This window comes from Streptomyces sp. NPDC058221 (assembly GCF_042882365.1).
Classification (GTDB): domain Bacteria; phylum Actinomycetota; class Actinomycetes; order Streptomycetales; family Streptomycetaceae; genus Streptomyces.
Genome location: NZ_JBHVWF010000105.1, coordinates 18938 through 29772, shown reverse-complemented (window position 1 = coordinate 29772; position 10835 = coordinate 18938). Strand labels below are relative to the sequence as shown.

The following is a 10835-nucleotide window of genomic DNA, read 5'->3' as shown; positions in this document are numbered from 1 at the left end:
GCCGGTACAAAGCGGTGACCAGGGCGGTCGTGGCGTCGTCCGGGGATTCCACGGCTATCCGCACCGTGACGGTGTCCCGTACCGCGTGGGCGATCCGGCCGGCCGCTGCCAGCGCCTGGTCGGCGGTCTGCGCGCCGACTCCGGGGATCTGGCGGAGCTCGTAGCGGTTCGCCCCGTGCACCTCGCCGACGTTCGTGAGGCCGGCCTGCTCGAAAGCGCCGATGCGCAGCCGGCCCTCGGTGACGTCCTTCAGCCGGGACACCGGGATGCCGGTCAGCTCACCGCTGACGAGGTCGTCGAGCAGCGGGTCGAGGGCGGCACGTACGGCATCGACGGCGCGGGAGTGATCGGTCAGCACCGCGCGAGCCGCGCCCAGCAGCTCCTCCGCCCGGGCGAGCAGCTCCCGGGCTGCCCGCCCGGGCGGCGCCCCGCCCTCCGTGGGCCCGGCCTCAGTCATGTACGTTCCTCTGTCCCCGCAGTCCCACCACCGCTCCCGGCAACCGGCCGGGGCGACTCGTATCGTCCCATGTGCGGCTGACAACTCGGACGGACGCGAGTCGCGCGGCGCCGAGGACCGCACTGTGCGGGGTGCGGACGGACTGCGCCTGTCGGTGCCCGGTGCAAGACTCGGACACATCAGGAAGAACCCTGATGTGTCCGAGAACGGGACCATCGAAGGAGCGCACCATGCTCACCACCCGTTTTGTCGACGGAGCACCCGACTGGATGGATCTCGGCACGCCGGATCTCGACGGGGCCACGGCCTTCTACCGTGCTCTCTTCGGCTGGGAGTACGAGGCCGGGGGCCCCGAGACCGGTGGCTACGGGATGTTCACGCTGGACGGGAAGACGGTGGGAGGTGCGATGACCGTCACCGAGGAGCAGGCGAAGCCCTCGTGGTCGGTGTACTTCCAGTCGCAGGATGCCGATGCCACCGCGCAGCTCGTGGAGAAGTCCGGCGGGACGGTGCCGTTCGCGCCGATGGACGTGCTGGAGTACGGCCGGATGGGCGGGTTCACCGACCGGGGCGGGGCGTTCTTCGGCGTCTGGCAGCCGAAGCAGAACCCGGGACTCGGAGCCGTGGGGGACACCGGGAGTCTGTGCTGGGCGGAGCTCTACACCCCGGACGTACCGGCGGCCGCCGCCTTCTACCGTGCCGTTTTCGGCTGGGAGAGCGCCCAGATGCCGTATCCGGAGGGCGGGGGTGCGTACACCGTCATCCGGACCGCGGGCGGCGGTGAAGAGGCGTCCTTCGGCGGACTCGTCCCGCTCGAAGCCGTGCCCGTACGGGCGGTCGTGGGCCCGCACTGGCTGCCGTACATCGAGGTCGACGACTGCGATGCCACGGTGACGGAGGCCGAGCGGCTGGGCGGAAAGCTGACGCTGGAACCGCTGGAGATGGCGGGCGTGGGCAAGTTCGCCAACCTCACCGATCCCTACGGTGCCGCGTTCGCGGTGATCAAGAGCGCGGAGACGTCCGTCGGCTGACCCGGCGGTGGAGTCGGGCCCGGTGGTTGACGGATGCGTTGATCAGTCGTTTATCGCGGCAGGGCACTGTGTGCCCCATGCTGATCAACCCTCCGACCGACTCCGCTCTCGCCTGGCAGGAGACAGCGCTGTGCGCGCAAGCGGGGCCCGAGTTCTTCTTCCCAGCCCCCGGCAGCTCCACCCGGGAGGCCAAGCAGCTCTGCAACGCCTGCGAAGGGCGTCAGGCCTGCCTGGAGTACGCCCTCGACAACGACGAGCGCTTCGGCGTGTGGGGCGGCCTCTCGGAGAAGGAGCGGGACCAGCTGCGCAGAATGGGCCGGGGCCAGGCGTGAACCCGCCGGCCCCGGCGGCCCGGGGCCGGGCGCGCGTCAGGCCGGGAGGTGGAACGTCTCGCCGTACATCTTCCAGGTCAGTGGCGGCTTCAGTGCCAGATTGCCGTCGTTGAGGAACTGCCGCTGCGTCGTGTCGATGCGTGAGGTGTCGTGCTGGTTCTTCTTCGACTTCATCACGGTTCGCGCGGCGTCGAGGAACGCGTCCAGATAGGTTTTCTCGTCGCCGCCCTCGTCGACGGTGTCCGCCTCGGCCAGCGCCGCCTTCCGGATTCCGTAGAAGGCGTCCGGCTCCGTCCCCGGTCCCTGCAGCACCATGGCGTCGAAGTAGATGAACTGGCCCAGGGTGCCGAGCCCGTCCAGTTTGGCCAGCCGTACGGCCGGCTCGAAGTACTGCTGCTCCCTGACCCGGTCCTGCGCGGCGCGGAACGCCGGGTCGGTGGCTGACTTCTTCCAGGCGGCGGTGAAGCCGGGGTCGAGCCCCTCGTGCGAACCGGAGCCGTCGACCTTGCGCAGCGCCGGCAGGAACGGCTTCAGCGGACTGTCCGGGTGGTCCTCGGTGAACGCCTCGACGAACGTGAGCATGTCGTGCGTACCGGAGCAGAAACCGACGATCCCGGCGGTGTAGCCGGTGCCGTCGCCATTGTCGTCGATCATGGCGTACTGGCTGCGCCAGTCCAGCGTCGACCCCTCCGAGCTGGACAGCAGCTTCCAGGCGATCTCGCGCATCTTCGGCGCGGCCAGTCCGGCCGGCATCGCCGCGACGCGCTCGTCCAGCTGCCGGCGCTCCTCGTCATCGGCGGCGGCGTACGGATCGGGGCCCACGGACGCATCGGCCGGGTCCGCCGCCGCGTGGGAGTTCCCGGGCAGCTCGGGGTCGCTGCCGCCACTGTTGAAGAGGATGGAGGCGGCGATGGCTATCGGCGCGGCGAAGAGAACGAAACGGGTCGCAGGTTTCACCGGCACAGAGTACGCATCCGGGCGCCTGCGGCGTGGGGTCACCCCGGATGCGTCCGCAGGGGGCGGGCCTTGACGGGCCCGCCCCCTGCGGATCAGCTGGTGCCGGCCGTCAGGCCTGGGCGCGGGCCGCCATCCGCTCCTTGCGGGCGGCCAGCTTCACGTCGAACTTCGAGGCCTCGCTGTCCAGCCCGTTCATGTACAGGCCGAGCTCCTCCTGGGCCTTCAGGCCCTCCGGGCCGAGACCGGTGATCTCCAGGACCTTCAGGTAGCGCAGCACGGGCTGGATGACGTCGTCGTGGTGGATCCGCATGTTGTAGATCTCGCCGATCGCCATCTGCGCCGCGGCCCGCTCGAAGCCGGGCATGCCATGGCCGGGCATCCGGAAGTTCACGACGACATCGCGCACGGACTGCATGGTCAGGTCCGGTGCGAGCTCGAAGGCCGCGCCGAGGAGGTTGCGGTAGAAGACCATGTGCAGGTTCTCGTCGGTGGCGATCCGCGCCAGCATCCGGTCGCAGACCGGGTCGCCCGACTGGTGTCCGGTGTTGCGGTGCGACACCCGGGTCGCCAGCTCCTGGAACGCGACGTAGGCCACGGAGTGCAGCATCGAGTGGCGGTTGTCGGACTCGAAGCCCTCCGCCATGTGCGCCATCCGGAACTGCTCCAGCTTGTCCGGGTCGACGGCACGTGAGGTGAGCAGGTAGTCGCGCATCACGATGCCGTGCCGGCCCTCCTCGGCCGTCCAGCGGTGCACCCAGGTGCCCCAGGCGCCGTCGCGGCCGAAGAGCGAGGCGATCTCGTGGTGGTAGCTGGGGAGGTTGTCCTCGGTCAGCAGGTTCACGACCAGGGCGATCTTGCCGATGTCGGTGACCTTGGACTGCTCGGACTCCCAGGCCTGGCCGTCCTCGAAGATGCCGGGGAAATTCCGGCCGTCGGAGAACGGCACGTACTCGTGCGGCATCCAGTCCTTGGCGACCTTGAGATGGCGGTTGAGTTCCTTCTCCACCACCTCTTCCAGCGCGTACAGCAGTTGGGCGTCAGTCCACGCCTGTGAACTGCCGAGGTGGGGAGAGGTGATCGTCACGGGGGCTCCTGGGGACGGGAGAATTACCTACGGCTTCGTAGGTTACGAGACCGTAGGTTAAAGCGGCAGTAAGGCCGGAGCCAAGCCCGTCCGGGCGATGATCGGTTACGTTATGTCATAAGCCCAGGTCAGGCATGTATACGGAGGGTCAGGTCGGCTGCCGGGAAGGGCTCGGGGGGTGTCGGGATGAGGAAAATCCCCGGGCCCGGCCCCCGGTGGCGATGGGCTCCGAACAGTCGGCGTACTCGGAGCACAGGCGCACGGGGGGCGCGGCCGGTCGGTCCCGGTCAGAGCAGATGGTCCGCCGCACCGGACTTCACCGCGGAGATCAGCGCCCTCAGTGCCTCCGCGGAGTCACTCACGTAGGCGGCGGTGTCGGTGGTGGAGCCGATGTAGGCGCGGCCCTGGTCGTCGAGGCCGAAGCGGAAGCAGTTCGCCCCCTCGCTGCAGAACGCCTCGTCCCAGCAGATGTTGTTCATGATCTCTCTCCTCAGAGGTCCCGGGATATGCATCGGATGAATTCACGCGATTCCCTGACAGGGAGTGCGAGTGCACGAAGCCGTTCCAACAGGCCCCGGTATCGGCGTAGTTGCATGTCGGCGTCGAGCAGCATCGATCCGTGCGAGGAATCGAGCTGCACAGTATCGAGCTGGGGGACTGCTGCGCCGACATAAGTGAAGGACTGTCCCGCGCCGGGGAATCCACCCGCTGCGAACGGGATCACCCGGACGGTGATCCGGTCCCGCTCGGAGCGGTCGAGGATGTGCTCCAGCTGCGCCCCGGTCACCTTCGGGCCGCCGAACTGCATCCGGAGAGCGGCCTCGTGGATCACCGCTTCGTACAGCGGCGGCCGGTCCCGTTCGAGCACCTCCTGGCGGCGCAGCCGCAGGGAGAGCCGGGCCAGCAGGTCGGGGCGCGGCAGCTGTGGGTCGGCCGTGTCGAAGACCGCTCGCGCGTGCTCCTCGGTCTGCAGCAGGCCCGGGATGTGCGTCGTGGTCGCGGTGTTCAACTCCACTGCGTGGTATTCCAGTTCGGCGATGTCCAGCAGGCCGGGAAGCAGGAGTCCGCGATGCTCCTCCCACCACCCCCTGGCCCGCTCCTGCGCCATCTCGGCCAGCAGGTCCACGAGGCCGGTGTCGGGGCAGCCGTAGTTGAAGGCGAGGGTGCGGACCCGCTCGGCGCTGATGCCGAAGCGGCCCGACTCGATGTTGGGGATCCGGGTGCGGTCGACGCCGAGCAGGGCGGCGGCCTGCTGTGCTGTCATTCCCGACTGCTCGCGCAGCTTGCGCAGTTCGTACCCGAGGCGTTGCTGCCGGGCGGTCGGGGTGCTCCTGGGTGGCACGGTGCGCGTCCTTCCGGGCGGAGGCCGGTGAAATGACCGGAACCACACAAGTAGTAGCACTGTGCTCCGGTTGTGGGCTACGGTCGGTAGCGCAAGTCTCACACGGGGCGACCATGCCTTTGTGTGACTGTCACCACACGCACCGGAAATGTGAGTAACTTGATGAAGGGCGCACTTCGATGCCTTCCGGCTCTTGCCCCCGCCGGGCCCCATCCGCCGGTGGCGGACAATCTGAGCTATTCGTTCGCCCTGCCGGGCGGCGCCTTCTGCGCCGGCCTCGCCCGCCGCGCGGTGAGTGATCTGCTCATCCGGCACGGACTGGCGGAACTCAGTGAGACGGCGGTTCTCGCCACCTCGGAACTGGTCGCCGCCGCCTATCGGTTCACCCCGGACCGGGAGATGCTTCTCCGGGTCCACTGGCACTTCGACGCGCTGCGGATCGTCCTCTACGACCAGCACCCGTGCCACGATTCGCCCGAGCGGTCCGAGGAGTGCCGGGAGCGCCGCAGCGCCGACATGTGGCTGTTGGCCGCAGCGGTCGACGCGCACGGCGGGGACTGGGGGCTCGCCCCCGCGCTGACGGCGTCCGGTGGATCCAAGACCTGGGCGTTACTCCACAGCTAGCCGCGCGTACGGTCTCACGCCGTCCGCCCCTCTGCCGTCCCCCCACGCTCTTCTTCCCCGTGGCTCACATCCGTGCGTGCACCTCCTCGGCCGTGATGTCCCGGAGCCCGCCGTCGAGCAGCAGCCAGCGTGTGATTCCGAGCGACTCCAGGAACGTCACGTCATGGCTCGCCACGATGAGCGCTCCCTCGTACGCGTCCAGAGCCGCCGTCAGCTTGCGCACGCTCGCCAGGTCCAGGCTGTTCGTCGGCTCGTCCAGCATCAGCAGCCGAGGCGCCGGCTCGGCCAGCAGCAGCGCGGCCAGAGCCGCACGGAACCGCTCCCCGCCCGACAGGGTGCCCGCGGGCCGGTCCGCCCGCGCCCCCTTGAACAGAAAACGTGCCAGCCGCGCCCTGATCGCGTTGTCCGTGGCATCCGGTGCGAACCGCGCCACGTTCTCCACCACGCTCAGCCCGTCGTCGAGCACGTCCAGCCGCTGCGGCAGAAACCGCGTCGGCAGGTGTACGGCTGCCTCACCGGACACCGGAGCCAGCTCACCGACGAGCGTGCGCAGCAGAGTGGTCTTGCCCGCTCCGTTACGTCCCACCAGTGCGATGCGCTCCGGACCGCGCACCTCGAACGCCCCCTGGACCCTGGCCCCGTACGCCAGCTCCAGATCGCGCAGCATCAGCACATCGCTGCCCGGGTGGACCTTGGTGTGCGGCAGTTCGACCCGGATCTCGTCGTCGTCGCGCACCGCCTCGACGGCGTCGTCCAGCCGCTCCTTCGCCTCGGCCAGCCGCTCGGTGTGCATGATGCGGTGCTTGCCCGCCGATTCCTGGGCGGCGCGCTTGCGGGCGCCCATGACGATCTTCGGCTCGCGCTTGTTCTCCTGCATCTTCTGTCCGTAGCGCTTGCGCCGGGCCAGCTTGATCCGGGCGTCGGCCAGTTCGCGCTTCTGCCGGTGAACATCGGCCTCCGCGACCCGCACCATGCGCTCGGCGGCCTCCTGCTCCACGGCGAGCGCCTCTTCGTACGCCGAGAGGTTTCCGCCGTACCAGGTGACCGTGGAGTCCCGTAGATCGGCGATCTGGTCGACGCGTTCCAGGAGCTCCTGGTCGTGGCTGACGACCACCAGGACCCCGTTCCACGCGTCGACCGCGGAGTACAGGCGTTCACGTGCGTACAGATCAAGGTTGTTCGTGGGTTCGTCGAGCAGCAGCACGTGCGGCCGGGCCAGCAGCAGCGCGGCCAGCCGCAGCAGCACGCACTCCCCGCCGGACATCTCCCCGATGGTGCGGTCGAGCCCGATGTGGCCGAGACCGAGCTGGTCGAGTGCGGCGCGGGCCCGCTCCTCCACGTCCCAGTCGTCGCCGACGGCCGCGAACCGCTCCTCGCCGACATCGCCCGCCTCGATGGCGTGCAGTGCCTCGCGGGTCGCGGCGATGCCCAGGGCGGCGTCGACCCGCATATCGATGTCCAGGACCAGGTTCTGCGGCAGATAGCCGACCTCGCCCGCGGTCCTGACAAGGCCCGCGGCCGGGGTGAGGTCGCCGGCGATCAGCCGCAGCAGGGTCGACTTGCCGGCGCCGTTGACGCCGATGAGGCCCGTACGGCCGGGTCCCACCGTCAGATGGAAGTCGTCGAACACCTCGCTGCCGTCCGGCCAGGCGAAGGAGAGCGACGAGCAGGTGATGTGTGCGAGCGGAGCTGACATGAAGAATCTCCCGGTTGCGAGGAAGGACAGGGGGCAACGGGATGAGACACCGGTCACTGGCATTCCACGGAAGGATTCCGCAAGGTGTGGAGGAAGGCCCTGGTCACGGAGGACGGCTCGAAGAGCTGAGGTCACACTCGGGCACGCGGGCATGTGGATACATGGCACAACGCGCGACACGGTGTCTCAAGACCTCAGACGAGCAACGTCCTGCTCCGATCGACGACGACAAGGACATCGGAAACGCTACGCCGGGCCCCGGGGCGGGGCAATCGAATTAACGGGCCGGGGTGGAACGGCTCAGCAGGACCCGTCGAGCAGATCCGTCAGGCTCCGGTCCAGGTCCAGGAACCGGGCTTCGGCCCCGATGGGCACCAGCTGCTGCGTCCGCCGCAGGAACCGGCGCAGGTCGGCCGTGCGGACGTGCACCATCGCGATGCCCTCGGAGGCGTGGAACTCCAGAACCGTGCGGTCGTACCCGAAGGGCCTGATCCGTACGTCGCCCACGCCCGCCGGTGTGTCCGTTCCCGCCATGAGCAGCTCGCGGGAGAACTCCCAGGACACCTCGGTGCCCTCCAGCGTCGCGGGCGCGGGGAAGGACATGCGGATGGCGAAGGGGTCGGTGCGGTCGTACTGCAGGACGGCGGGAAGCGTCTCCATCTGCGGCGCGGATGCGACCATGCGGGCCTGTACGGACTGCTCGATAACGGTGGACACGACCTGCTCCCTTTCGCGACCGGTTGAACGGGTTCCCGGCACTGATACAGACGACGGAAATCGCCGATCCGTGCACCCGGGGACGGAGTGAGCTGCGTCACCGCTCTCCGTGCCCGGCTGCCTGATCATGTGCCCGCTCCCGAGCAGTGCACCCTGGACGGCTCGCGGTCCGTCGGTTAGCTTCCAGCGCCATGAGGGCCACGGGAACGACGCGACGACTGATGTCACTGGGACTGTGCGGGGCGGCGCTGGCCGCCGCGCTGGCCGCCCCGGCAGCGCACGCGCTGCCGGGGGAACGCCACCGGCCGCTCTGGACGGCCACCGACACCGGCACCGACGCCCGCTTCCGCGGCCTCGCCGCCGTGAACAGCCGCACCGCCTGGCTCGCCGGTACGCAGGGCACGGTGCTGCGCACCTCGGACGGCGGCCGGCACTGGCGTGACGTCTCCCCGCCCACGGCGGACGGGGCGGAGCTGGAGTTCCGTGACATCGAGGCCTTCGACGCCCGGCGGGCGGTGGCACTGGCCATCGGCGAGGGGGAGGCGTCCCGGGTGCTGCGCACGGACGACGGGGGAGCGACCTGGACCGAGTCCTTCCGCAACACCGACGCCCGCGCCTTCTACGACTGCCTCACCTTCTTCGACAGCCGGCACGGGCTGGCCATGAGCGATCCGGTGGACGGGCGGTTCCGCATCCTGTCCACGGCGGACGGCGGCCGCAGCTGGAATGTGCTGCCCGGCAAGGGCATGCCGCCGGCCCAGGAGGGCGAGGCGGGATTCGCGGCCAGTGGCCAGTGCCTGGTCAGCTCGGGACCGAAGGACGTCTGGCTGGCGACCGGCGGAGCGGCCACGGCCCGCATCCTGCACTCGGGCGACCGCGGACTGACCTGGAAGGCGGCCGAATCGACGCTCCCGGCCGGTGACCCGGCCCGCGGGGTCTTCGGGCTGGCCTTCCGCGACCGGACCCACGGGATCGCGGTCGGCGGGGACTACCGCCCCGACCAGGAGTCGCCGCGCGCCGCCGCCGTCTCGGACGACGGGGGCCGCCGCTGGCGTCAGGCGGCCACCCCGCCCGCCGCCTACCGCTCGGGCGTCGCCTGGCTGCCGCACAGCAGGTCGGCCGCGCTCGCGGTCGGCCCCACCGGCACCGACCTCACCACGGACGGCGGGCGCACCTGGCGCACGCTCGGCACCGGCTCCTACGACACGGTCGACTGCACCGCTGACGGCGGCTGCTGGGCGGCCGGCGAACAGGGGCGCGCCGCTCGGCTGGGCCGTTTCTGACGGGTCGCGGTCACAGCTGCTGACGGTAGGGGGCGAGCGCGTCCGACGTCTTCGTCGCGATGAACTCCGTGATGCGGTACGCGCAGACGCCGTGCACGGCGAAGGGGTCGGTCGCCACCAGCCGTTCGATCGAGGCCCGGTCGTCGCCGACCGCGAGGATCACTCCGCCGTCGCGCGGGTTCTTGCGGCCGGAGGCGATGAACACCCCGCCCTCGTACTGCGCGTCGAGCCAGTCGACGTGGTCCTTCATCAGGGCGTCGACACGGGCCAGCGGGGCGGTGTAGGACAACTCGAGTACGAACATGATCCTCACACTAGTACGCCGATTTCCGTGCGCAGGAGGCCCGGTCACAGGTTCCGGTAGACCGTGTCGAGAGCGAGGCAGGCCCCGCCGCGGGCAGCCGCGGTGAACCTCAGGGTGGACAGCCGTCGATGTGCACCAGGGTGCCGGGCGGCCCACGGCGCCTTCCCGCGGAGCGGGCCCTTCGCGGACCCGTTGAGGAGCGGTCGGCCGGATGCTCTCGCGGCGTCCCGGCGCCTCCCGCCGAAGCCTGCGGGGGCAGCCGCCCATAGGCTGGCAACACCATGACAACACTCCCGATGCCGTCCGACGAGGCCGAAGCCCGTGCCGTCCAGGACGCCCTGCGCACCCGGGTGGTCCTCGACGAACCGGGCCCACCGCCGGGGACCGGCCGGGTGACCGGTGTGGACGTCGCCTACGACGACGAGCGCGATGTCGTCGTGGCGGCGGCCGTCGTGCTCGACGCGGCGACCCTGGACGTGGTGGCCGAGTCCACCGCTGTCGGCCGGGTCACCTTCCCGTACGTTCCCGGGCTGCTGGCCTTCCGCGAGATCCCGACCGTGCTTGCAGCGCTGGAGTCGCTGCCGGTCGACCCGGGCCTCGTCGTCTGCGACGGCTACGGGCAGGCGCACCCCCGCCGCTTCGGGCTCGCGAGTCATCTGGGGGTGCTCACCGGGCTGCCGGTCATCGGCGTCGCGAAGAACCCGTTCACCTTCTCCTCCGATCAGCCGGGACCCCGGCGCGGTGACTGCTCCCCGCTGCTCGACGGGGACGAGGAGGTGGGCCGGGCGCTGCGCACCCAGGACGGCACCAAACCGGTGTTCGTCTCCGTCGGGCACCGCACCGGGCTCGACAACGCCTGTGCGCACACCCTGCTGCTGGCCCGCGACTTCCGTCAGCCCGAGACCACCCGCCGGGCGGACGCGCTCTGCAGGCGGGCACTGCGTGAGGCGACCGCCTGAGCCGGTGCGGGCGGGACGCTCGGAACACGACCGGCCGGGGGCCTGAGTA

The 10835-nt window shown here is 70.2% G+C and carries 12 protein-coding genes and 1 pseudogene; 5 read left to right on the top strand and 8 right to left on the bottom strand.

Annotated features, from left to right (window positions below):
* Positions 1 to 457 (bottom strand): annotated as a pseudogene (locus tag ACFVW8_RS27765) (ATP-dependent helicase); the annotation flags it as partial.
* A 230-nt stretch (positions 458 to 687) separates the two neighbouring features.
* Here ACFVW8_RS27765 and ACFVW8_RS27760 point away from each other — a divergent pair.
* Together ACFVW8_RS27760 and ACFVW8_RS27755 are read left to right on the top strand one after the other, a co-directional pair.
* Positions 688 to 1488 carry a VOC family protein gene (locus ACFVW8_RS27760; protein ID WP_389694628.1) on the top strand — a complete coding sequence of 267 codons (801 nt, stop codon included), beginning with the start codon at positions 688 to 690 and terminating at the stop codon, positions 1486 to 1488.
* Positions 1489 to 1565: 77 nt separating this feature from the next.
* Positions 1566 to 1820, top strand: coding sequence for a WhiB family transcriptional regulator (locus ACFVW8_RS27755; protein ID WP_389694626.1), 255 nt, complete (start codon positions 1566 to 1568; stop codon positions 1818 to 1820).
* Between the two features lie 36 nt (positions 1821 to 1856).
* Here the strand turns inward: ACFVW8_RS27755 and ACFVW8_RS27750 are convergent, their stop codons facing one another.
* The 4 genes from ACFVW8_RS27750 to ACFVW8_RS27735 form a co-directional block, all read right to left on the bottom strand.
* Positions 1857 to 2777: a chitosanase gene (locus ACFVW8_RS27750; protein ID WP_389694624.1), complete on the bottom strand. Its 921-nt coding sequence runs from the start codon at positions 2775 to 2777 to the stop codon at positions 1857 to 1859.
* A gap of 109 nt (positions 2778 to 2886) precedes the next feature.
* Entirely contained in the window at positions 2887 to 3861 is a 975-nt protein-coding gene (locus ACFVW8_RS27745) for an acyl-ACP desaturase (RefSeq protein ID WP_389694622.1), read from the bottom strand.
* Positions 3862 to 4148: 287 nt separating this feature from the next.
* Positions 4149 to 4340, bottom strand: a complete 192-nt coding sequence (locus ACFVW8_RS27740; RefSeq protein WP_389694620.1) for a hypothetical protein — start codon at positions 4338 to 4340, stop codon at positions 4149 to 4151.
* Positions 4341 to 4351: 11 nt separating this feature from the next.
* Positions 4352 to 5203 (bottom strand): Scr1 family TA system antitoxin-like transcriptional regulator, encoded by an 852-nt coding sequence (locus tag ACFVW8_RS27735; protein ID WP_389694618.1) that lies wholly within the window; start codon positions 5201 to 5203, stop codon positions 4352 to 4354.
* Positions 5204 to 5422: 219 nt separating this feature from the next.
* Here ACFVW8_RS27735 and ACFVW8_RS27730 point away from each other — a divergent pair, with 219 nt between their 5' ends.
* The gene (locus ACFVW8_RS27730; RefSeq protein WP_389694616.1) at positions 5423 to 5827 is read left to right on the top strand and encodes an ATP-binding protein; all 405 of its coding nucleotides are present in this window, start codon (positions 5423 to 5425) and stop codon (positions 5825 to 5827) included.
* A 64-nt stretch (positions 5828 to 5891) separates the two neighbouring features.
* On the opposite strand, the gene ACFVW8_RS27725 is transcribed toward ACFVW8_RS27730, so the two are convergent.
* Together ACFVW8_RS27725 and ACFVW8_RS27720 are read right to left on the bottom strand one after the other, a co-directional pair.
* Positions 5892 to 7523, bottom strand: a complete 1632-nt coding sequence (locus tag ACFVW8_RS27725) for an ABC-F family ATP-binding cassette domain-containing protein (RefSeq protein ID WP_389694614.1) — start codon at positions 7521 to 7523, stop codon at positions 5892 to 5894.
* A 300-nt stretch (positions 7524 to 7823) separates the two neighbouring features.
* A complete protein-coding gene (locus ACFVW8_RS27720) occupies positions 7824 to 8240 on the bottom strand; it encodes an SsgA family sporulation/cell division regulator (RefSeq protein ID WP_389694612.1) in 417 nt (138 codons plus the stop codon).
* 191 nt (positions 8241 to 8431) lie between these two features.
* On the opposite strand from ACFVW8_RS27720, the gene ACFVW8_RS27715 reads away from it, so the two are divergent.
* On the top strand, positions 8432 to 9523 hold the full coding sequence (locus ACFVW8_RS27715; RefSeq protein ID WP_389694610.1) for a YCF48-related protein: 1092 nt from the start codon (positions 8432 to 8434) through the stop codon (positions 9521 to 9523).
* Between the two features lie 10 nt (positions 9524 to 9533).
* Here the strand turns inward: ACFVW8_RS27715 and ACFVW8_RS27710 are convergent, their stop codons facing one another.
* Complete coding sequence (locus ACFVW8_RS27710) at positions 9534 to 9827, bottom strand: YciI family protein (protein ID WP_389694608.1); 294 nt, start codon at positions 9825 to 9827, stop codon at positions 9534 to 9536.
* Between the two features lie 281 nt (positions 9828 to 10108).
* On the opposite strand from ACFVW8_RS27710, the gene ACFVW8_RS27705 reads away from it, so the two are divergent.
* Positions 10109 to 10786: an endonuclease V gene (locus ACFVW8_RS27705; protein ID WP_389694606.1), complete on the top strand. Its 678-nt coding sequence runs from the start codon at positions 10109 to 10111 to the stop codon at positions 10784 to 10786.
* Positions 10787 to 10835: the final 49 nt, after the last annotated feature.